The following is a 23,338-nucleotide window of genomic DNA, read 5'->3' as shown; positions in this document are numbered from 1 at the left end:
AAAAGGCCGCTTAAAGCGGCCTTTTGTTTTTTTATGTTAATTTCTTATCTAAGTATCTTTGTGTAACAACTGCTCCAATAATATCACCCTCGACATTTACGGCCGTCCTAAAAGTATCAAGTGGTCTCTCGATTACTAAAAGAATACCAATTGCTTCAAGTGGAATTCCCGCGGCCAGAAGAACCATCTGCATCCCTGACATCGAGCCTGAAGGCATACCTGGTGCTCCTACTGAAGAGAGCATTGCCATAAAGAAGATAGAGAACATGGCAACACCTGAAAGCTCGATTCCATAAAGGTTAGCCAAAAAGATAGCTGCAATCCCTTCAAATAGTGCCGTCCCATCCATATTCATTGTGGCACCTAGGGGAAAGACAAAACCACTAACACCTTTAGAAACGCCTAGTTCTTCTTCACAAGTTTGCATTGTTACAGGAAGTGTTGCTGAACTTGAGGCAGTCGAAAGGGCAAGTAGTAGAGGCCTTGCCGTTTTCTTAAATAGTTTGATTGGGTTTAGTCCTCCAAAGAACCATGCAATTGATGGAAGAACGAGAAGCCCGTGTACCATTGTTGCCCCAAATACTAAGAGGGCAAAAGAGAGAAGCTCGGAGAAAATATCTCCCGATACCTTAACCTTAAAATCAAAAACGATAGCAAAAATACCAATTGGACTCAGATTAATAATCCAGTGGAGTACCCGATTAATGACTATATTGAGATCCTTAACGATTTGATAAAGGGGACTCGAGGTGTGATGAACTATTAGTAACGATAGGCCTAGAAGAAGAGCTGCCGTAACAATTCCAAGAATATTATTATTTGCAAGGGCATGGAATGGATTTACAAGTGCAGTTGTAAAAACGTTCTTAATGACAAGTGGTATTGAGTTAGAACCCTCTGCAATGAACTTAGCAGGCTTTTGCTGTTGGATTGAATCCTTAGTCTTAATTGTTACTCCAGAGTCTTTCCATGGATGAATGAAGAAGACTGCTGTTAGACCAATAAAGATTGCGATGATTGTTGTTGAGATATAGTAAGTGATCGTCACCATTCCCATGGACTTAAGTTTTGTGATTTCTCCTATGCTGATTATCCCACCAATTAGTGAGAAGAAAATCATCGGAGCAATCATCATCTTAAGTGAACTGATGAAGACATCCTTAATCATAACGATTATTTGATAAATATCTGGAGGGTTTTTTGACGTTGCCCAAAGTGGATCACCAAAAATTGATCCTAAAATATATCCAAGTACACCTGCGACGAGTACCCAGAAGCTTAAGTTTTTGACTACTTTACTCATTTATTATCCTTTCTGAAAGTACATGAAGGTTTATTTTAATCCTTATTTATAATTTAAAAAAGGTTTATAATGATCGTTATGAAAGAAAGATGCCCGTGGTTAAAATTATCAAATAAACAATATGTCGATTATCATGATAAAGAGTGGGGAAGACCTGTTCACGATGATCGAACTCTCTTCGAATTCCTTATTCTAGAAGGTGCACAGGCGGGCCTTAGTTGGGAAACTGTATTAACTAAAAGAGAGCATTATCGTAAGGTTTTCCATAATTTTGATGTGAAGAAAGTTTCAAAAATCACACCGGCAAAGATTGAAAAACTCTTACTCGATCCGGGGATTATTAGAAATCGCCTAAAAGTTGAGTCAACAGTTTCAAATGCTAAGTACTTTATCGAAGTTCAAAAGGAGTTTGGAAGCTTTGATAAGTATATTTGGTCTTTTACAAATGGAAAGACTATCTATAATAGCTTTTCTGGCCTTAAAGATTATCCCTCAAAAACAGAGTTAAGTGACGCCATATCAAAAGATTTAAAAAAGAGGGGATTTCGCTTTGTTGGAAGCACTATCATATATGCTTTCTTACAGGCATGTGGAATTGTCCAAGACCATAGTCAAAATTGTTACTTGCACGGAAAGAAACTTAAAAAACTTGTTAAATGAGACTAGTAGAGATTTCCTCTAATATATCCCTGTCCCATGAGATCATTAAGTCCAATGATATTGACCATAGCTCTTTGAAGCTTTGGCCCTAGCTTAGAATTTCGAAGACTTTCAACTAAGAGAGCTGCCTTTTCCTTAGTAAGACCGTTAACACGCATTTTATGTAAAATATTATAAATCTTCTTTGCAAGCTTTAAGTTTTCAAGCTGCTTTAGCTTTCTTTTCTCACTTTGTGAGAGGCGATTCTGTTGCCCACTATGGGAGTCGTTGTATACATAATTCTCTCTTTCAAATTGACGTCTTTTAGCTTCATCAATCCAAATAAGAGAATTTGTATAATCAAAAGCTAAGGCGATTGATTCCCATAAATCAAAATCATCAACATTCATAATCTCTGAAATTGCCTTTGTTGAAAACATAAGAGAAGAGTGAATTTGTACCTTGCCATACTTCTTCTTTTTATCGAAATCAATTCTCATTCCATTATCAAGGTATCGTTCAAAGAGAAATTGCGCCTCATTATTTAGTTCACGGCCTGTGGCAATTTCATCAGAATATGAGTAACTAAGCTCCAAACTAAAGCTAGAGATAGCATCTTCATTTGTAGGAACGATCGCTTTTACTTCAAAGCTTCTATTTTCTTTTCCTGAAAATCCTTTATGATCAGTAATTTTCTTATGTTCGATAATGTCGTAATGGTAAGCATCGCCATTATTAAATGTCGTTGTATACTTGCCATCTTCTTTTATATAGCGAGCACCTGATTTCCAAAGAAGAAGATTTAAACCCCAATTGAACTCGCTATTTTTGATATCGCCTTCTTTTTGAATATAGAGATCAACGCTTTGATTTCTTTTTTCTTCAAGGTCTTGTAGCTTAGAAAAATCTTGAGCTAGAAAGCTTAGGTAAGCATCAAGTCCTTCTTTTGTACTAAGATCCACCTTGTAAACAAGTTCGTTGATCTTACTTTCTTTATTCTTGTAGTTAAAAACGATAGGAGAGTAACCTGCTGATCCATTGATACCGATAGATATAGGGAGATCAATTACTTCATCTAAGAAAACACTTAGTCCCAAACCTAGGCCTTTTGATCTCTCATTTAAGTTTTTAATTGTGATGAGCGCTATATCCTGCGCAGCTTTTTCGATGGTAATATCTAAGGCCTTCATTACTTTAAACTTAGCTTTTGGGCCGAAGCGATCAAGAACAGGAATGACTACATCAAGGAATTCTAACCAGATTAAATTCATGCGTGAAGCAAAGCCAGTCATGAGTATAGTATTAACTTGTTCTCCATCTTTGAGTTGATTAAGTTTCGCTCTTGTCATTGGAAGTTCGTTAACCTTCATATGATTAAGAGTTATTGCTTGTTCGTATGAATCAACCGTCGTCACTTTTGAAAACTTACGCTCTTCAATTGGAGCGCCCTGTAAAACGGGAACAAGCGTTTTAAATAGAAAGTTCGCACCGATATATGCCATCTGCTCCAGAACTGGAGCATTAAGTGTGACAGAGTCCACAACTAGGAATTGACCATTAATTGCAGGATAGATATTTCTTTGAACCTTGGGCCCATGCCATCCTTTTTGATAGATTGTTCCAAAATATTGAAGTTTTAGTTGTCCTTCAAGCCACTCTTCATTCTCTTGAAGCTCCTTAAGATTCTTCCAATTCTTATTAACTAGCTTCTCAATATCTTTTAAAACAGCATGGTTTTCATCTAACACAAAATCAAATGCCCAGGTACTAGAGCTAGTACCTAGAGCAATGATTATTGATAATATCAGAGTAAAAACAATCTTCAATTTACTTCCTAGTTCTCGTTATCAGTAGGTGAGAATACTAATTTGTAGTAGTCAATTGGCCAGGCCCTAAGATCTTTTTGACCTTCTACCTTGTATGTTACAGCACCACCGTTTAGGTCACCAGTTACTGGAGTAAATGTTACTGGGCCGTCTTGTTTTTTATCAAATAATTTGTACATTAACTTACCGGAAATCCATCCAATAAGCGCCCCTAGAGTAACATCTGAGAACCAATGAGCATTCTTATACACGCGAGCAAAACTTGTTAGTGCTGCTAATGAATAAGCTGCTATTGGAACGATTTTAGTGTCTTTAAATTCTGTGGCGAAAACTGTCATAACTGACCAAGCACCTGCAGAGTGACCTGAAGAGAAAGACGTATTATTTCGACCAAAGTTCACTCCATCAAAGTGATATGGGCCTTTCCCCTCACGAGGTCTTGCACGTGAACTCAATGACTTAAGTAGTTGAGTGGCCAATTGCCCAATTAACACTGCGCCAACACTTCTTACTGCTGCACGTTTAAATTGATCGTTTTTAAAAACAAGACCAATGGCCATTGATGCTCCAACTAGTGGCACAAGTCCGGCCGCTTCACCATAATTATTTGTGAAGTCAGTAATTGTCGTCAGAGTGTCGTTCTTATTATCCTGTACGAAATCCATTAGCGGGCGATCAAATGCCATCATAACACCTACAACACCAAGTGTTTTAAGCATAAGTGACTTCTCTGAAACAGAGAACTCGATTGGCATAAAGATTGAGCGATCACGCCCTTTTTTATTTTTTAGAAGCTCTTTTAAATCTGCATCGCTAAGAAGTGATTTTTTTATCTCACTACTATCTTGTATCGCTTGATTAAGCTCGCTTTCGCTTACCGCTGCTACTGCAATTCCTGCTTTCTTTAGGTCCTTTAGAACATTTCTAACTTCACGATCTTTAACATTACTACTTTCACTAAGAAGAAAAGCAACTTGTGCCATTCTCTCTTTCGCATCAATTAGCTTAGTTTGATGACTATTGTATAATTCAAATAGCTCTAGAAGGGCCTGTGCCTTTATACGACTGTCTTCATTTGAAGAAAGCTCTTGCATGAGTAGAGCTGCTTGATATTCATAGATATCTTTATCTTTTGTTTTCTTATTAAGCCAAATTTCATATTTAAAGTCTGATAGAGTTTTCTCTAAGCGCTTTGTTTTTGAATTACTAAGTTTACTTTGGATATCTGTTAGCATCATTGAATTTGGAAAGCTTCTCAAAAAGTCTTCTTGAACCATAATGGCTTCATTAACGATATCATTTGCACTTCCATCTTCTTTAACAAAATTACCAACAGGCATATTTTTAATATCAGTAGGTAGGTTCTGATTATAGAGGTCAGCAAGTTGGTAATGAATTGTCTCAGAGCTAGGATGATTTTTAACTAGCTTCTTTAATGAAAGAGAAAAGTTCGCATAGTCATTTAAATAATTCCCTTCATATAGCTCGTTTAATAACTTGATATCAACTCCTTGATCTAAGGCCAGCTTTTGATCTTTTACGAGTGCCAGTTGATAACTTCTGGCCGCTTTACAGTGTTTTGCAGAGTCAGATAAATCTTGAGCGTCATTTAAAGCTGTTTGAAAATCTACTTCCTCGATCTTGATGTCTTTTTGAAGACGATCACAAACTTCGAGATTCTTTGCTTTTACACCCACAGTACCTAGTAAGGCCAAGGCAGTAATAAGTTGAGGTAATCGATTAAAATTCATATTTAATCTCCTTATAAGTTATAAGCAGGGTCATATTCCCCGATAATAAAGTAGAATGGTTTTGTTATATCTCCATCTTTACTTAGAAGTGGTATCGTTAGTCCTGCTTCAAATGTTTCTGAAACAAAGCCAGCATCCATTTTTGCCCTTAGGCCTAGTCCACCAACAAGTCTAAAGTCATCCATTGCTAATGAGCTATCTCCTGGAGTGAATGCATCAAGAAATAGAACTCCACTAAAGACATCTTTATAAATAGGCATACTATATGTAAGGTTGGCCGAGATCATTGAATTAGATCCTAGCTGCCCATCCTTACTTATTGACCCGTATTCAAATCCACGTATTGTTCCATTTCCTCCACCTTGAAGACGCTCGTAAAATGGAGTTTGTTCGGAGGCATAACCAAGAGTGATTCTTCCCGAAATACGGTGAGCTCCTCCATCTTGATTGCGGTAGAGTTCACGGGATGTCTGAGCATTTACAATACTTTTAAAAAACAAATCTTGCTTATTAAATGAAGGCAGTAGGTGAATAGAAATAGTACCGTTTGTTTTTAATCCCTTATCATTTGCATCTTCAAATCGATATGCAAATGAGCCGATAAGACCACTAACAACGTCTTTAGTATCAGATAGATCAATTTCAGAAGCATATTGTTGTGACAAACTATTAACAGAAATATACTCAAGCCTAGTACCTAGGCCAACTTTAATATTCTTTGTTAACTGTTTCTCAAAGAGAATGCGAATAGCTGATTTATTTTCGTTATAATGAAAGCTTCTTTCAGTGTCGTGATTGGCCGCAATATTTAAACTAATATTTGAACCGAAAAGATGTTGGTCATTATAAACCAGCCCAATACGATTGATCTCTTTTGAAATCATTGTCGTTAGGGCCAATGAACTTCCCGTCCCAAATAGGTTTCCATCACTTAATGAAACACCAAAGCCTGCACCTCCATAAACGGATCCAAGAGAGAATTGGATAGTTTGAGTACTCTCTTCCTGTACCTGAATTATGATCTTACCCGCACTCTTAGTCATCGGGGTATAGTCAATTTTAACATCTCTAAAGAAACCACTTTTATATAGAGCGAGTATTGATTCATTGATTTTGTTCGTATTGACGATTTCTCCATTATAAATTGAGATCAGCTCGTAAATCGTTTCTGGCGTTGTTTTTGTATTACCGATAATTTCCATCTTTATAATTTTTTGGACAACACCTTCTTCTATATTTAAGGATGCGCTTCTTTTATTTTGATCATAATTCATTGTGATATGAGCAAATACATATCCTTTTTCACCATAGACTTCTCTTAGCTTTTGAATAGCTTCTCTCTGTTTTTTTATAGAAAAAACTGATGGTAATTTAATATTTAAAGTTTTTAAAATTTCTTCGTTAGAAAATACTTCATTACCACTAATCGATAATTGATCTAATTTTAGTTGATCATTTTCTTTAATAGTAAAAAGTAGATTTGCCTTTGTTTTTTCGATTTTAAATGATGGTGTAACTTCAATATTGATGAAGCCTTGCTCCATGTAATGTCTTTTGACTCTTTCGACGTCTTCAAGAAATGTGCTTTCAATGAATAGGTTTTTAGAAAAGAGGTGAGACTCTTTCGAAGAAATCAACTCTCTTAATTGTCTTGAGGTAAAAGTATTATTACCGTCGAAGTTGATATCGTTAATTTTAATTTGTTCTGAGTTAAGATAAATATCGAAGAAGATACTAATTTCATCTTCCTTATCAAGCTTTAACTTCTTAGCAACTTTAGTAAGTGCATGGCCTTTTGACTTATAGAACTCACTAATTGTATTTAAATCTTCAAGCATTTGTTTTGACTTGAAGAAAGCTCCACGACGAAGTGAAAGCTTTGATCTAAGATCACTTTCAATATCATTTTCTAGGTTTTGATTATCAAATACTCTAATAATAACTCTTTTTATGAGTCTCTTTTTTTGCATTTCAAATTTTATCGAAACGCTAGCTTCGTTAAGAGGAAGAACTTCTAGCTCTACATTTTCATAGAGATCATCATTTTCTTCTTTTAGTTTTTCCAAATCATTGGTGATTTTTTCGATATCAAGATTTTCGCCTTCACGAGACTCAATATCATTTATACCAAAGATTAGTTTCTCTGCGACATCTTCACCTAGATCATTGTGAATTAATAACTGTTCAATTTTGAGTTGAAGTTCAGTCGTCGTATCCTGGCCAAAGCTCGTAGGAGTACATAAAAGGTAAGTACCTAGCATCAGGATAAGAAATTTCTTCAAAATATTGAATTTGCTCATATGAAGAAATTATCATTATTTAGTCACTGGAATTAGTGTTTTGAAAAAACGTAAAGGGCCGTAAATAAAATGGACAAGATTTTTTATTGAATGGATACCTGATATTAACGGCCATAAGGACATAATATCAGGTACTTAATAATCTATTTCTCGCTTAGAAAGGCTTCTTCTTCTGGTATATCTTGAGTCACTAAAAACCTCGATAAATATGAGAAGATCGCCGGTGTTAGAAATAATGTAATGACTGTCGAGATAGCTAGACCCCAGCCCATTGTAAGCATCATCTCTGATAACATTGAATCGTATCCCGCAAAACCGTAGGCCGTAGGAAGTACCCCAATAACAGTTGTTAGTGTTGTCAGGATAATTGCTCTAAGTCTTGTTGAAGAGATCTCACCAATCTGCTTGTAAAGATCCTTCTTATCTGTCGTAAACTTAGTATCATTGATTAACTTATCAATGAGGACAATTGAATCATTGACTACAACCCCAACCATTCCTAGTGCACCGATGACCGCAAAGAATCCAAAAATTTCCATACTGTGTGCCATAAGAATATAAATAACTCCGGATACCCCAATTGGAATAATCGTCATAATTATTAGTGGGGCCGAGAGTGATTTAAACTGTATCGTTAAGATCATATAAATTAAAGCAATGACAAGAAAACCTGCCATCATAAAGTCTCCTGTAGACTCCCTCGTTTCCTCAATTTCACCAACAAAGTTAATAATTGAAGATGGATACTTTTTAAGAATTTCTGGAAAAACTTCATTCTCATAGTAATCGGCTACTTCTAAAGGAGTAACACCAGAGCTTTCTTCAATATCAGAGTAGACCATTGTCGTTCTTTTAAAGTCGACACGCTCAATATTAGAAGGTTTTACAACTTCTTCAATTGTTATAAAACGTGAGATAGGAACATAGCCACCCGTACCGTTATCAATTCTTAGTTGCTTTAATCTTTCGATATCAACTTTGTAATTCTTAGCGACAGTAAGTCTTACTTCAACCTCTTCATCAGTACTTTTAAGAGTATAAAGAACTGTTCCTTGGACAAATGTACGTAGGGAAGTGGTAACGTCACTTGGAGTAAGGCCAAATCTTAAAATTTCATTTTGATTAATTTTAAAGTTATACTCTTTAGTATTAATAGGTCTTTCAATCTCAACGTTTTTAAGAGTTTTATTGGCCTTTTGATTTTCTGCAAGTATATTTGCAATCTCAGCTCTAATCTTGTCATCATTTTCTTGAATTTGAATTTCAATCGTTGAACCAGAACCACTTCCCCAGCGAGATTTAAAGAAGCGCACTTCTTCAATATTTGGAGTGTCTTTCATTCTTTCTTTTAAAATATCAATGATTTGATTTGCAGAAAGTTCTCTTTCATCTGCAGGTAAAATTTCAACATTGATATTTGCACGATTGTAATTAACTGCACCACCACGTCTTGATTGACCTACATTTGAACGGAAACCAACAATACTTAATTCCTTAGTCGAGGCAAGTAGAATATCTTCAATTGGTTTAAGATACTCATTCATTTCATCTTTTGAAGTTCCTTTTTTAGTGTAAACACTTAAACTCAATTCCTTACTTTCTTCTCTTGGAAACATCACAAATTTAAGTTTTGTTTTGAAAAGATATCCCGAAAGGGCAGTGGATGCGATGAAGATCACAACAATTAGGGCGCGATAATTTAAGGCCTTCTCTAAGGTATTTGCATAAATTGCTTCATATTTTCTAAACCAACTTACTTCATGTTTCTTCTTAGGTTTTCTCTGGAAAACGTGTGCTGGAAGTACTGTGAAGGATTCAAGTAATGAGGCAACGAGCATCATCGTAATAATAAAGGGAAGAACGTAGACGAATTTTCCAAACCATCCACCAAAGAATAAGAGAGGCAGAAAGGCCACACAAGTTGTCGCAATTGCACTTGTGATAGGCATTAGAAGACTCGCAGCATTTGCTGTTACCTTATCCATTAACTCTTTTAAAGTCCCTTTGTGATCTTCTGTAATTCGGCCTATATTCTCAGCTACAATAATGGCATCATCTACGACAATTCCCATTACAATGATGATTGCAGCAAGAGTCATATTATTGATTGTGTAATCAAAAATGAGCATACAAATAAGGGTGAAGCATAGTGTGAATGGGATCCCCATACTGACCCATATTCCTGATTTAAAATCGAGGAATAAAAAGAGAACGAGAACAATAAGAGCAAAACCAAGTAGTCCGTTACTGGCGACAATGGCAAGTCTATTTTTTACATCGTATGACTCATCATCAAGTGTTACGATTTTCAAATCATCGAGTTGTCCTTTCTTGTATTTTTCAATGAAGGCAACGGTCGCTTTATTTGCTTCAAGAATATCAACATTGTGACTCTTCTTTAAGTTGAGCATGATTCCTTCATGGCCATTAATTTTATAGATGCTATTAGTTTTTTCAAAAGATTTTCTAAAAGTTGCTATTTGATCAAGAGTAACACCTTCACCATCGTAGTTACCTGTAACAAGAAGGTCTTTAAAATCACTTTCATCAATAAGTTCATTAATTGAAGTTACTTTAGATTGCTGTGTATCTTCTAAAACTCCGATAGGAGCACGAATGTGACTTTCTCTTAAGCTTGAAACAACTTTGTGGATTGATATTTTATTTTCCTTTATCTTAGTAGGACTAAGTAGGATATGATTTTCTGGATCAAGATAACCACTGCGATCAACTCCTGATACTGAAGGTAGTGTCTTTACTTGAGTTTCAAAATTTCTAACTAATTGTTGAAGGCGATCACGGTCTTTAACTGATAGGTCTCTTTTACCCTCAAGATAGAATCCAATATCAATATATGCTTTTTCAGAAGATTTAAATTGATGAAAAGTTGGGAGTTCGGCTTCATTAGGAAGATCTGCACGAAGTGCCGCATCTTGTATGTCGAGGTAAACTTCTCTCGGGTTCGGGTAGTTCTCAAGCATCACAACTGTAACAGAACTTGAACCTGTTGAAGAAACTGAGCGCACTTCTTCGATACCTGCAACGTTCTTTAACTCTTCTTCAATGGGCTTTGTAATAAAAAATTCCACATCCTCTGCACTTGCCCCTGGAAAAACAGTCATGATTCGAACATAAGGTGATTCAAAGTCTGGCATTTCTTCCTTTGGAATTTTAGTCCACGCAAAGATTGCGATGACAAAGACACTGAAGAATAAAACGTTAGAGATTAGAAGATTATCGATAAAGTATTGTATAAATTTTTTCATATTCTAATTTTAAGTAGCCAAAATCACGAGGTCAAACTCTTTCAGTCGGCCATAGTTCCTTGTGTTAAGATTAGGATGTAACAATTTAGTTTTGCGCTACGAATACTTATACGAAGGAAGTAGAAGAAAGTTTCACGGAGGTAAAATGAAGTTTGTTCTCTTAACTATATTGATTGCGTTAAGTACCTGTATTCATGCAGCTAAAGAAACTGCGGTATTTGGCGGAGGCTGCTTCTGGTGTATGGAAGCTCCATTTGAAAAACTTAAAGGTGTAAGCTCTGTTGTCTCTGGCTATATGGGAGGAACAAAAGAGAGTCCAAGTTATCAGGAAGTTTCAAGTGGTAGTAGTGGACATGTTGAGGTTGTACAAGTGACATACGACAACTCACTTGTCAGTTATGAAGATCTCCTTGAAATTTATTGGCAAAATATTGATCCGACTGATAGTGGAGGTCAATTCGCTGACCGTGGTAGTCAGTACCGCACTGTGATTTTTGTCACCAATGAGAAACAAAAGCAAATAGCTCTAAATTCGAAAAATAATCTTGAAGCCTGTAAGAAGTATGACAAACCAATTGTGACTGCTATTGAGATGGCACATAAATTTTTTCCAGCAGAAGATTATCATCAAGATTATTATAAAAAGAATCCGATACGCTATAATACCTATAAAGAATTATCTGGACGTGGTGGCTATATTCGCGATGTCGCTTCAAGACCTTTAAAGTGTGAAAAGAAAGAAATAAAACAAGCAAAAGAAAATAAGGATAAAGTTATGTACAAGAAACCTGATCTCAAAGAATTAAAAGAAAAACTAACGCCTCTTGAATTTGAAGTGACTCAAAATGATGCTACAGAGAGACCTTTTGCTAATAAGTACTGGGACAATAAAGAAGAGGGGATTTACGTTGATGTTGCAACAGGTGAGCCCCTTTTTAGCTCTCTTGATAAGTATGACTCTGGTTCGGGATGGCCTGCATTCACAAAGCCTATTGATCAAAAAGTGGTAAGTATGAAAGAAGATACTAAGCTATTTATGACAAGAACTGAGGTGCGCTCATCAAGTGGAGACTCTCATCTTGGTCACGTCTTTGATGATGGCCCAGGCCCAGATGGAAAGCGCTATTGCATAAATTCTGCGGCCATGCGCTTTATCCCAAAGGCCGATCTAGAAAAAGAAGGCTATGGCCAGTACCTTTCATTATTTAAGTAATTGAAATTACATCCTAATTTAAGCTGATTTCTTTAAAGATTAGGCCCAAGTCACCGATAAGACGACGAGGGCCTATGAGAAGATTATTTACCTATTTAATTGTATTCAATATCACGTTTAATTCATTTGCATCATGTGGTGGTGTTCTTAAGTCATTTCTTGGAATGAGAAAGAGTTCTTTCTACGATACTCCTGAGTATGCACTTAAACAGAAGATCAATAAGCTTGAGATCTTAAATAATCGTTTAAGAAACTCAAGTGAACATCAAGAGCCTGCTACAACTTTGGCCATTTGGAAAAAGATTGAAAGGCTTGATAATAATATTTTTACAAAACATTACTCTGTTAACGTAAGAGACTGGGAAGTCTTTTTTCGCGACTTTGAGATGAATTTCATTTCATTTCAAAGGCTTTCAGATATTAATAAAAAGTTTGAGTCGACAGAGATTACAAAAGCAAAGTTAAAAAGCTACATCGGCTCAAAGGGTTATGCGAGTGAGTTTCAAGATTTTATTCTTTCTAAGTTTGAAAATTCACCTAATGCTGAAATATTCAAAATTCAATTAGATAAAGAGATTCAAAGTAATCTGCTTCATATTGGTAATCACTACTACGAGTATAGACTTGTGAGAGAACACCTAAGGGATTTAAACGGGAGTGATCTTTGTAATAGTGAATGTGAGGCCCAGCTAAAAACACTTCTTGCTAATCTAGGGGTAGAGAGTGAAAAGGAACAGCGAAGTTTACCTGTATTCTTTAAAGGGGTGGAAAGACCAGACTTAGAGGAATTAAATAAGGTTGTTCACGAAAACCCTGTTGCCTTATTAACAAAGCTTAAGAAGGAGAGAAACGCTGAGGTTGTAAACTGGCTTATCTCTTTAATGCTGCAACCAGAAATCATTGATTCGATTATGGGGCTGGTTTATAAATCAAAAAGAATAGGAAAGTATCGTGCTGTTCGTATCTTTCAAGCTTTCTATAATGCACAAGCAAGAACGATTCATTTTCCAAAAATCAATAGTATTGTTAAGAGTTTTAAGAATGATGTGGAAAAGAGTTATTCTCATTTAAAGAATGTAAATACATCTGTTCCAAAAGATGAAATTCTTGTTACTTTTGCAAGAATGGTTGATGCACTTGCTGTTAAGAAGTGGAAGATATTAAAAGAACATGCCAAAACAGCAGACCCAAAATTTTATGAGCGTATGATGGCCGCGGAAGAGAAGGCAATTGCTCGTGGTGATATCAGTATTACCCATAAAAGAAGCCTAATTGGTCAACTTATTCAATTTGTTCCAGCTTCAACTCCTATTTATCTCTATCAGAGGTCAAAATTAGAAGAGAGAGCAACTGTTACTGAAGTTGATGAGAACGGTGAAGAAATAGATTCAAAGTCTGAAGAATCTAGTCCAGAAGTTACAATTGAGCACGGTGATGAGATGGACCTTGCACTTGAGGAAGTTGCTGAAGTTATGGCCGAAGTACAAGAGACGCAACGAAATCCTTCTTCAATTGAAGGTAGTTGGATTGAAAGATTCTTTAGTCGCATTGAATCCTTCTTTAGAGCAGAAGGTTAGTCATGAAATTGTTAATACTCATACTCTTGCCATTTATCTCCTTGGCAGTAGAAAAAGATTTTCAAATCATGAAAATTTATAAGAAAGGTCAGTTTAGAGAAGTCAAAATCTATAAGGGGAAGAACAACTCTCTCATGAATAAAGAGTGCCAAACTTCTAAAGTTTGTCAAAATGCTAAAACTACACCAAAGAAGGGCACAGGTCTCACTGGCCATCCAGGTTCTAAGGCCTGCAAAGAATTTAGAAATAGTCAGTATAAAATTTTAAAAGATAAGGATAATAATCAGTACGGCTTTTGCCTTTTTTCTGATGGAAGCTTAAAGAGTGCATGGAGCTTAATCCATGATTAGAAAATTTATTATTCTACTTCTTACTCTTCCTGTTCTTGCTTTTGAAATTACTGAAGACATGCGCTGGAAAGAGTATGAGCATGCAGCTTATCAATATCTTCCACCAATGGGGAGTGAGAAAGTTGTTAAACAAATTGATGTGAAGACGAATCCAATCGTTCGTGATCAGGATGGATTTGGAACATGTTATTTATTTGCCATGACTTCTCTAATGGATCAATCATGCCTGAAAAGTGGCAATTGTACTAAAGACGATCAAATTTCTGTTTTAGATGTTCTAGGTAAGACACAGTTAAAATCAGGAACTCAAAGTGAGTTTCTAGGGCTTAATGGTGGTAATCTAACACAGGTTATTGATGCTTTAACAAAAGGTGAGAAGGTTAGCTTAAAATTTGCCAAAGAAGAATGTGCTCCTTATCAACAAATTGAAAATTACAACAACCCAGATAATGACTTTCGTATTGTGGACTATCCTCAGCTTCTCGCTATTAATGAGATCTACCATCAGGTCAAAGATAACTCTTTAAAGGATGGTGTTTGTAATAAATGTACTGAAGACTTTTTTAAAGACTTCTTTCCTTTTAGTTCTGAGATGTTAGATAGCCTCTCTCGTGCGGCAACAAAGATTACTTCAATTAATGCCTTCGAGGAATTTTTAAATGAAGTTTTAATCCCTCAAAAATGCAAAGAGGATAAGACTCAGATTAAGCTTCCTCCTATGGGATTTAAGCAAGAGCGAATCACAGAAGTTGATAAGTTTAGAGAAAAAATGATCGATCTTTTTGAAAAGGATAAATCCGCTGCAATTTCTAGCTGTACTTGGACTCGTTATTGTGATGACCCTTCAGTTAAGTATATGGAGATGTGTCCAAAAGAGCAGAGGCAGCGCTACTGTGGAGGACATGCTTACTTATTAAGTGGTTTTCGCCAGATTTGTGACAATGGTAAGAATTGTCGAAATCAGTACCGTGTCCACAATAGCTGGGGAAAGAACTTTGATGTCTTCAATGATAGCGGATGGGTAAATGAAGACTCCCTATTTAAGGCCTATAAAGACTTAGGTAATCAACTTGTTACTTATACTGAAGATTAATTAGTAGCATCTAGTCTTACTTTACATGTCGAACTCTTTGTTTGAACGTCATTAATTTTAAGATTTGGGTACTTTCTTAATTTCTTTAAAGCTCTTCTTTCCATATTATAAAATGAGCTCTCTATGACTAATTCGTCACAGCCCTGTGTCCATTTTTTTGTTACTTTAAAAAACTTATTTGCTTCTTGAACAATACGCGTATCGACAATATAGTCTTCAGTTTTGGTCACGCCACAGTCATAGCACTCATCCATCATCGTTTTGTAGTTGAGTTTTGCAACAATATCCGGAAACATATAAGAAAGTGTGTCTTTTGCATGCTCTCTAATATTATCAATATTGTCGCTCAGGGAGCTTCCATTACAAGTGTATGTTAGGTAATCTTTAAACGTATCCTTCATTGAAGTAATTGTTGATTCTGCTAACTGGACACAATCTTCATATTCTCTACAATCTTCTGTCATGTACTCATCAAAGTGTGCTACTTCTTCATCAATATGCTGGCAGACAATGTCTTGCCTTTTATCAAATGCAAGTAGGTCATAGAGGCCCGTCATTTTTGTATTGTCGTAGTAAGTGAGGTCTTGGATAAGATCACCAAGATTTATCTTCTTCTGTCTATCTAGTTCATTAAGAAGTTCTTTCTCTGCACTTGAGATACCATTGTCTGATTTATTTTTGGCAGCAACGAGTTGCCCTAATTCGTTAATAAGGGGGTAGTTCTCTTTAACTTTGTCTGGATTATTCTTTATGTACTCGATAGCGGCCGTAAGCTTTTGTTCGTCGCTAACATTCTTTATGCTGATATTCATTTCTGTAGCGTGTCGCTTATTAAGGATCCAAAAATTATCATATGATGAGTCTTTGTATAGTTTATCAAAATTTTCGATACTTTCATTTTCAAGGTATTTTGTCAGGGTCTCTCTTATTAGAAAGTCTTTGTAACGAGAACCTTCTACGATTTGAAGAACACGAGATGGCGTTTCTTGGGCAAGCTTATCCATACATTCATTTTGACATTCACCCAGCTCGTATTGAGTGCCATCTGGTGCATAGTAGAGCTTTGCCTGTGTAGAAAGTGTACAAAGTGTAAATAAAAAGAACAGATGCTTTTTCATAAGTGCCCATAATTGTTTAGTTCAAATTATATCTACCTATTTAAAAGCAATTGGAATGCCAAAAAGGGCCCCGCTAGGAGAGGCCCTGTTTTTTCTATCTAAGGATATGGTTTTGAATAATTGTTTTGATTTTTTGAGTTGATTCTTTTGAGTCGTAAGCAGGTCTTGTGCTCATTTGATCATCTAGTTCAAATAGTCTTGCCCATAGAGGAGCACCTGTTTTCTTAAAATCAATTTTCACTGAATCTTCAGAGTAAAGCTCTTTGTTCCATACATTAACGACGTCACGCCAGAAATACTTATGAGTCTTCCACCATTCAATCGCCGGTTGACAACGGCTATCATCAACTTTCTGGTAAGTATTGTAGCTCTTCTCCATTGCAAGTTTAAGCTCCATTCCATTTTCAAGCATATTAACTTTGATATTATCTTGGTCGTGAACGTGGCCATATGAAGTCTGTTCATGGCGATTTGTTCTTCTTAAAACGTTATAGTCAGATCTGATTGAGAACTCACGTCTTGGTAGAGGAGCATTAGCTGTACATTCCCAATATGAGTTTGTATCTGTGTGAATCCATGGTGCAGAACATTCATATCTTGGAGAGTCATCTACTTGATAGACTCTTTGTACCCAATTTCCTTGTGGGTTTTTTACGGCCTTGTTATTCCAATTACTAAAGCCTCGGTAATCGAGAGCATTAGCTGCTTCCCAGTCCCATTGCTGTCTCCAGTGCTTAACGATGGCATGTGGAGTAACTAGAATATGTTGAATATTAACCATGTCTTCATTTTCTGAATCGACAAAGATCCACTCAAGGGCCCCTGAGGCATAGCGATCGTAGAAGTCATAATCATTGCTATAGGCGAAAGTTTCAGACGATTGAAACTTAATGGCATAGCATCCTGTCATTTTTTTAATTTCTTGGATGTCTTTATTCTTATCAATTGTTAGTCCTGCAAGTGCTGGAAGTGCAAGAGCAAGAAGCACTAGAAATTTCATATTTTCTCCCTCGTAATTGGTTACATGTGGTACCAAGGTTGATTATTGAAACTTGTGTATGAGTTGTCAAACTTATTTGAGCTAAATAATAAGGATTACTTTTCCGTGATGCGCAGCCAATGGACGAAGTAGTTGGTTTTATTATAGGATAAGACGTTTTATTATCAGTTCATAACAAATAACACGGGATGTAAAATGTCTAATGGATCAAAAATCATTTACACAATTACTGACGAAGCGCCAGCGCTAGCGACTCAGTCACTTCTTCCAATCGTAAAAGCTTTTACGAAGCATGCAGGTATCAATGTTGAAACTCGCGATATCTCTCTTGCAGGAAGAATTCTTGCTCACTTTCCAGAATTTCTTTCTGAAGAGCAAAAGCAATCAGATGATCTAGCTTACCTAGGTGAGTTAGCAAAACAAGCAGAAGCTAATATCATTAAGCTTCCAAATATTTCTGCATCAATTCCTCAGCTTTCAGCTGCAATTAAAGAACTTCAAGACCACGGTTTTAAAATTCCTAATTACCCAGATGCACCATCGACTGATGAAGAAAAAGACATTGCTTCTCGTTATGCGAAAGTTCTTGGTTCAGCAGTAAACCCAGTTCTTCGTGAGGGGAACTCTGACCGTCGTGTTGCTGGGCCAGTTAAAGAATATGCAAAAGCTAATCCACACAGAATGGGAGCTTGGTCAAAAGACTCTAAGTCACACGTTGCACACATGGATGCAAATGACTTTTATGGTTCTGAAAAATCAGCAATCATGCCTAAAGCAACTGATGTAAAAATCACTCTTAAGCAAAATGATGGATCTGAAGTAGTTCTAAAAGAAAAAGTATCTCTTCTTCAAGACGAAATCATCGATGCAGGTGTAATGAGTGCAAAAGCACTTAGAGAATTCTTCGCTAAGAATATTCAAGATGCGAAAGAAAAAGATATTCTTTTTTCTGTTCACCTAAAAGCAACAATGATGAAGGTAAGTGATCCTATTATGTTTGGTCACTGTGTTGAAGTTTACTTCAAAGACGTATTTGAAAAATATGCAGCTGAGTTCAAAGAGCTTGGTGTAAATTCTGCTAACGGACTTGGTTCTGTTTACTCTAAGCTTTCTGGCCTTCCTGCTGAAAAGAAAGCTGAGATCGAAGGTGCACTTGATCTAGCAATCGAGAATGGGCCACGTCTAGCAATGGTTGATTCTGATAAAGGAATCACAAACCTACACGTTCCATCTGATGTTATTATCGATGCTTCAATGCCTGCGGCAATTAGAACTTCTGGACAAATGTGGAATAAAGATAATAAGCAAGAAGATACTAAATTCTGTATTCCAGATAGAAGCTACGCTCAAATGTACCAAGAAGTAATTTCGTTCTGTAAAGAGAACGGAGCATTTGATCCTAAGACAATGGGAACAGTACCAAACGTTGGTCTTATGGCAAAGAAAGCTGAAGAATATGGTTCACACGATAAGACATTTAAAATCCCTGCGGCCGGTGTTGTAGAGGTTACTGATTCAGAAGGTAACACAGTATTTACTCACTCTGTTGAAGAGGGTGATATCTGGAGAATGTGTCAAACTAAAGACGTTGCAGTACGTGACTGGGTTAAGCTTGGTGTAACTCGTGCTCGTCTTACTAATACTCCGGCAGTATTCTGGCTTGATGAAAACCGTGGCCACGACGCTAACCTAATCAAGAAAGTAAATGAGTACTTAAAAGATCACGATACAGCAGGACTTGAAATTAAAATCCTAGATCCTGTTAAAGCAATCCGTTACTCAATGGAGAGAATCATTAAAGGTGAAGATACTATTTCTGTGACAGGTAACGTTCTTCGTGACTACCTAACAGATCTTTTCCCAATTCTTGAACTTGGAACTTCTGCAAAGATGCTTTCAATTGTACCTCTTCTTGCAGGTGGTGGATTATTTGAAACTGGTGCCGGTGGATCAGCTCCTAAGCACGTACAACAATTTACTGGTGAAAATCACTTAAGATGGGATTCTCTAGGAGAGTTCTTAGCACTAGGTGTTTCTCTTGAAGATCTTGCAATCAAAACAGGTAATGCAAAGGCAACTGTTCTTGCAAAAACTCTAGATGAAGCAAATACTGCATTTCTAAAGAATGATAAGTCTCCATCAAGAAAAGTAGGTGAGCTTGATAATAGAGGTTCTCACTACTTCTTAGCTCAGTACTGGGCAAAAGCACTTGCTGATCAAAATGAAGATGCTGAGCTTAAAGAAATCTTTACTCCTGTTGCTTCAAACCTTGTTGAAAACGAAGCAAAGATTGTTGAAGAGTTAAATAGCGCACAAGGTGGAGCCGTTGATATGGGTGGTTACTATCATCCAAATTTAGAGCTTGTTGCAAAGGCAATGAGACCATCTGCTACTTTCAATTCAGTAATTGATTCACTTTAATTCATACAGTGACAAATAAAAAGGCCCTCTAAAAAGAGGGCCTTCTTTCATACGGCACGCATTGTATCTTTCGATTCAATATTTCTCAGCCAATTCCTTGCGTCGTTAATCGCACCGTACTCAAAGACTGCTACATCAACACTTTCTAAATGATCACTTACAACTGAGGCAGAGTTTCTAATCAACTCATTACTTGTGCAAATTCCAACCTTCTCAATGTGCTGTCGATTATCTTTAAGAAACTCAAAGTGTCTTAGGAGAGATCTTAAGTCATCCCAACCTGGAAATTGTTCTGAGTTTAGAATAATTCCTGAAATTACTTTTGTTTCTTTATAAACTTGATTAAGTAAGTTTTGAATCTTTTCAAAATCATTGACTCGCAATGGATGGTAAGAAGTTAGCGTAAGAATGTTGTCATTCTTATCGAAGTGAAATTCGATATCGGACTCTACTTCACGCATAAGCCAGTCTTTGGCCTCATCGAGTTCATTGATTTTATATGACTTAAAATCAATTGGAATGATTGGAGCAAATAATTTTACGGCCCCTGTTATTAGTGCACTATCTGTAACTACTGCACACCTTTTCATAACATTAAAATATTTTAGGCCCATGGCCGTATCTTCAAATACTGCCCCTGGAGTGTATCCTTCGTATGTTTCATTTAAGTAGAAGAGTACACCAACTTTTTCTTCTTTTTTTAGGGCCTCATCTAAAATCGGTTCAAGCACATTAATATAGTCGTCTTTTGTAATACGTCCTGATCCCTCGATACCGACGATACCCTTTTGTAATCCTTTCATTACTTTCAACATATATTCTCCTTTCCGGTGAAGTGTTTACTTAGATAGTGACTACTTCATCGGAAAGGGGATTGATGTTTTGACTTAAGATTTTATTTATTTTGCAAGAATTTGATCGGCCAAATCTTTAGTTAAATAGCCGTCTGGAATGATATCTTCTGATACTTGAAATCTTTGGATTGCTGCTGTCGTTTGTTTTCCTGGAATCCCATCAACTGGCCCAGCATCGTGACCTAACTCGTTTAATTTTGCTTGAATTTTCTTTGCCATTTCAAATGACATAAATGACTCTTCATCTAAATTAAACTTACTAAAATAATCACCACGTTTTGCAATAAGATCAGAAAGAATTCCAATCCCTAGAGCGTACTTTTCTGAATTATTCCATTTAAAGATAGTAAAGAAGTTAGGGTAAACAATAAATGCTGGCCCATTTGCTCCTTGTGGAAGGTAGATTGCAGTTTTCCCACTTGTGTAAGGCAGTTGAGTTCCACCTCTTAATGTGATTCCGCGATCTATCCAATACTGCAGATCTTCTTTATATTTTAATCCACTATGAAAGTAGTCAAAGTCGCTTGGTAGATCAATTTCATGTCCCCAGCTTTCATCACCATTCCAGCCAACTTTTGATAGGAAGTTTGCTGATGAACCTAAGAAGTCACGTTGGTTTTCCCACATATTTATTTGGCCATCTTTATCGTAGTCAATGGCATAAGCTAGCATTGTTGAAGGCATGAATTGAGTCGAGCCCATCGCTCCTGCCCATGATCCCTGCATACGTTCACTAGGGTATGAGTAAATTCCCTTTTGCAGCATTGTAAGAGCATTAACTAATTCTCTCTTGAAAAATGCTGAGCGGCGGCCATCATATGAAAGAGTCGCAAGAGAGCGGATAATATCGAGCTTGCCTGTAATCGAAGAAAAGTTTGTTTCAAGGGCCCAGAATGATAAGAGGAAGCGATCTTGAAAATTAAAATCGTTTTCAATATCGATAAAAATATCTTCAAGTTCGGCCTGATATCTTTGGCCTTTCTCGATTCTTGTCTCACTAATAACGATATCTAAGTATCGGCCAACACTCATGACAAACTCAGGTTGTCTGCGATCATATTTGATAACATCTTCATTAAAAGTAACACCATCAAAGGCATCATCTAGTAAGGCATATGAAAAGCCGTGCTCTTGATTAAGTTCAATCTTAAGCTCATTAAGCCAATCATTGAACTCTGTTGTAGGAGTAGTGGAAGTGGCAAAAATATTAATTGCCATAAGCGTTATTGTGATTAGTTTCTTCATTGGATGAAGGTACACGTTGGGGTTCTCTATTTGAAGACGCAGGTAGTCTATTGTCAGTTTTTTTATGAATTAGCATTCTAAGTATCTAAAATCTTATTCTAGTTAAGTGTCTAAACTTTAGAACTCATAGAAACATTTTCAATTTAATCTAGAGTAAAGCTCATAAGTGCTACCTTATTTGTAATTCAATCGGACAAAAACACAGACACCCTAGGGAGACGAAAGATGAAAAAACTTATGTTGGCCACTGCACTTATCTGCTCATTTTCTTCATTTGCAAATGAACTTGACCTTAACCTAGAGGCACAAGCGATTCAAAATGTAGAAGAAAGATATGATGAGTCGGGACTATATTACGACGTAAGATTAAGTGTTCCTATTATACCAAGTGATATTACTGGGGCGGTAGGGTATCGCACTGAGAATGAGTTAATTGAAGTTGAAGCCTATGCTGGTGTACGTGCTATCCGTTATATCTCTGCTCATGATAAATCGTTACATATTCCTTATGGGGCAAGAGTTCGCGTTGCTTTAGATAATTCTCGAAGTCTTTACTTAGAGTATCAAAGAGAGGAAGTCGCTGACTTTGGTAATGATGATGGCCTTCTTGAAAAAGAAAATATGTTTTCACTTATTAAGTATAATTCTGATAAGACAATGTACTTTGGTTGTGGTGTTGCAAAAAGTGTTCACCATGCTTGGAGTAATGAGAGTCATAGTCCAGAAGACTCGACTTATGTTGAGTGTAATTTTGGTCGAAAGTTTTAAGCGAAGTACGCGTAACCGAAAGCCGCAAACTCGCTACGCTCGTTTTAGCTTCCTTGAGTCACATTCATCTGTGCTTCAAAACTGCCCTTTGGGGCACTTTTGCCGCACGATGTGGCGCGGCCGGGAGGACTCGAACCCCCGACATTCAGATCCGAAGTCTGACGTTCTATCCAACTGAACTACGGCCGCATTCGCTCTATTGTATTCGCTATCTTTAGGCCAGTAAAGCTTAAGCTTTGTTATAGGCCATCTCTGTTAGAAATTGCATTGGAATCACGGCCAGGGTTTCTTCATGGCACGCTTCAAGTATAATTGGACAGGCCTTTCCTGCTTTGTATGCGCTAAGCCATCTTCCTGCACATAAGCACCAGCGATCACCTGGTTTTAGACCTGCAAATTGAAATTGTGGCATAGGAGTTGATAGATCATTTCCATCGGCTTTTGAGAACTCAAGAAACTCTTCTGTAACGATACAGCAAACAGTGTGCATTCCTCGATCATCAATATCTGTACGACAAAAACCGTCACGCCAAAATCCAGTCATTGGTGTACACCCACACATCTGTAGGGGAGTACCTAATACATTTAAATGGCCGTTGCTTTCACTTGTCACA

17 protein-coding genes and 1 tRNA gene are annotated in these 23,338 nt (G+C 36.7%); 7 read left to right on the top strand and 11 right to left on the bottom strand.

The features are described from left to right. Positions 1–31 precede the first annotated feature (31 nt). Positions 32–1,303, bottom strand: coding sequence for a dicarboxylate/amino acid:cation symporter (locus ACMAYS_RS09690; protein WP_103218062.1), 1,272 nt, complete (start codon positions 1,301–1,303; stop codon positions 32–34). Positions 1,304–1,381: 78 nt separating this feature from the next. On the opposite strand from ACMAYS_RS09690, the gene ACMAYS_RS09685 reads away from it, so the two are divergent. Further along, positions 1,382–1,963, top strand: a complete 582-nt coding sequence (locus ACMAYS_RS09685) for a DNA-3-methyladenine glycosylase I (RefSeq protein ID WP_103218080.1) — start codon at positions 1,382–1,384, stop codon at positions 1,961–1,963. Positions 1,964–1,965: 2 nt separating this feature from the next. Here ACMAYS_RS09685 and ACMAYS_RS09680 read toward each other — a convergent pair whose 3' ends face one another. The 4 genes from ACMAYS_RS09680 to ACMAYS_RS09665 all read right to left on the bottom strand — a co-directional run bounded on the left by ACMAYS_RS09680 (position 1,966) and on the right by ACMAYS_RS09665 (position 11,085). After that, positions 1,966–3,768, bottom strand: coding sequence for a hypothetical protein (locus ACMAYS_RS09680; protein WP_392992516.1), 1,803 nt, complete (start codon positions 3,766–3,768; stop codon positions 1,966–1,968). Positions 3,769–3,776: 8 nt separating this feature from the next. Further along, the gene (locus ACMAYS_RS09675) at positions 3,777–5,519 is read right to left on the bottom strand and encodes a phosphatase PAP2 family protein (RefSeq protein ID WP_412463172.1); all 1,743 of its coding nucleotides are present in this window, start codon (positions 5,517–5,519) and stop codon (positions 3,777–3,779) included. Positions 5,520–5,530: 11 nt separating this feature from the next. Next, the gene (locus tag ACMAYS_RS09670) at positions 5,531–7,819 is read right to left on the bottom strand and encodes an outer membrane protein assembly factor (protein ID WP_412463171.1); all 2,289 of its coding nucleotides are present in this window, start codon (positions 7,817–7,819) and stop codon (positions 5,531–5,533) included. A gap of 143 nt (positions 7,820–7,962) precedes the next feature. Then, the gene (locus tag ACMAYS_RS09665; protein WP_103218058.1) at positions 7,963–11,085 is read right to left on the bottom strand and encodes an efflux RND transporter permease subunit; all 3,123 of its coding nucleotides are present in this window, start codon (positions 11,083–11,085) and stop codon (positions 7,963–7,965) included. Between the two features lie 145 nt (positions 11,086–11,230). Here ACMAYS_RS09665 and msrA point away from each other — a divergent pair, with 145 nt between their 5' ends. From msrA to ACMAYS_RS09645, 4 genes are all read left to right on the top strand, one after another. Further along, the gene (gene msrA / locus ACMAYS_RS09660; protein ID WP_412463170.1) at positions 11,231–12,298 is read left to right on the top strand and encodes a peptide-methionine (S)-S-oxide reductase MsrA; all 1,068 of its coding nucleotides are present in this window, start codon (positions 11,231–11,233) and stop codon (positions 12,296–12,298) included. A 74-nt stretch (positions 12,299–12,372) separates the two neighbouring features. After that, positions 12,373–13,875 (top strand): hypothetical protein, encoded by a 1,503-nt coding sequence (locus ACMAYS_RS09655; RefSeq protein WP_412463169.1) that lies wholly within the window; start codon positions 12,373–12,375, stop codon positions 13,873–13,875. 2 nt (positions 13,876–13,877) lie between these two features. Further along, complete coding sequence (locus ACMAYS_RS09650; protein WP_412463168.1) at positions 13,878–14,225, top strand: hypothetical protein; 348 nt, start codon at positions 13,878–13,880, stop codon at positions 14,223–14,225. Then, a complete protein-coding gene (locus ACMAYS_RS09645; protein WP_392992506.1) occupies positions 14,218–15,318 on the top strand; it encodes a hypothetical protein in 1,101 nt (366 codons plus the stop codon). The genes ACMAYS_RS09650 and ACMAYS_RS09645 overlap by 8 nt, the downstream gene beginning before the upstream one ends. Here ACMAYS_RS09645 and ACMAYS_RS09640 read toward each other — a convergent pair. Both ACMAYS_RS09640 and ACMAYS_RS09635 read right to left on the bottom strand, forming a co-directional pair. Beyond that, positions 15,315–16,436 carry a hypothetical protein gene (locus tag ACMAYS_RS09640; RefSeq protein WP_412463167.1) on the bottom strand — a complete coding sequence of 374 codons (1,122 nt, stop codon included), beginning with the start codon at positions 16,434–16,436 and terminating at the stop codon, positions 15,315–15,317. The genes ACMAYS_RS09645 and ACMAYS_RS09640 overlap by 4 nt on opposite strands. A 94-nt stretch (positions 16,437–16,530) precedes the next feature. Next, a complete protein-coding gene (locus ACMAYS_RS09635; protein ID WP_103218052.1) occupies positions 16,531–17,436 on the bottom strand; it encodes a DUF6607 family protein in 906 nt (301 codons plus the stop codon). A 195-nt stretch (positions 17,437–17,631) separates the two neighbouring features. On the opposite strand from ACMAYS_RS09635, the gene ACMAYS_RS09630 reads away from it, so the two are divergent. Next, positions 17,632–19,857 carry an NADP-dependent isocitrate dehydrogenase gene (locus tag ACMAYS_RS09630; RefSeq protein WP_412463166.1) on the top strand — a complete coding sequence of 742 codons (2,226 nt, stop codon included), beginning with the start codon at positions 17,632–17,634 and terminating at the stop codon, positions 19,855–19,857. Positions 19,858–19,904: 47 nt separating this feature from the next. Here ACMAYS_RS09630 and ACMAYS_RS09625 read toward each other — a convergent pair whose 3' ends face one another. Both ACMAYS_RS09625 and ACMAYS_RS09620 read right to left on the bottom strand, forming a co-directional pair. Continuing rightward, the gene (locus ACMAYS_RS09625) at positions 19,905–20,672 is read right to left on the bottom strand and encodes an STAS/SEC14 domain-containing protein (protein ID WP_103218050.1); all 768 of its coding nucleotides are present in this window, start codon (positions 20,670–20,672) and stop codon (positions 19,905–19,907) included. An 84-nt stretch (positions 20,673–20,756) separates the two neighbouring features. Beyond that, positions 20,757–21,956 (bottom strand): lytic murein transglycosylase, encoded by a 1,200-nt coding sequence (locus tag ACMAYS_RS09620; RefSeq protein WP_412463165.1) that lies wholly within the window; start codon positions 21,954–21,956, stop codon positions 20,757–20,759. Positions 21,957–22,181: 225 nt separating this feature from the next. Here ACMAYS_RS09620 and ACMAYS_RS09615 point away from each other — a divergent pair, with 225 nt between their 5' ends. Continuing rightward, on the top strand, positions 22,182–22,724 hold the full coding sequence (locus ACMAYS_RS09615; protein ID WP_392992500.1) for a hypothetical protein: 543 nt from the start codon (positions 22,182–22,184) through the stop codon (positions 22,722–22,724). 112 nt (positions 22,725–22,836) lie between these two features. Here the strand turns inward: ACMAYS_RS09615 and ACMAYS_RS09610 are convergent. Both ACMAYS_RS09610 and ACMAYS_RS09605 read right to left on the bottom strand, forming a co-directional pair. Beyond that, positions 22,837–22,913: transfer RNA gene (locus tag ACMAYS_RS09610), tRNA-Arg, on the bottom strand. Between the two features lie 40 nt (positions 22,914–22,953). Continuing rightward, positions 22,954–23,337: a DUF2237 family protein gene (locus tag ACMAYS_RS09605; protein ID WP_233189715.1), complete on the bottom strand. Its 384-nt coding sequence runs from the start codon at positions 23,335–23,337 to the stop codon at positions 22,954–22,956. Between the last annotated feature and the right edge of the window lies 1 nt (position 23,338).

Source organism: Halobacteriovorax sp. RT-2-6 (assembly GCF_047085025.1).
In the GTDB taxonomy this organism is placed as follows: Bacteria; Bdellovibrionota; Bacteriovoracia; order Bacteriovoracales; family Bacteriovoracaceae; genus Halobacteriovorax_A.
The sequence above is the reverse complement of the archived record's forward strand: the minus strand, read 5'-3'. Positions and strand labels throughout refer to the sequence as shown.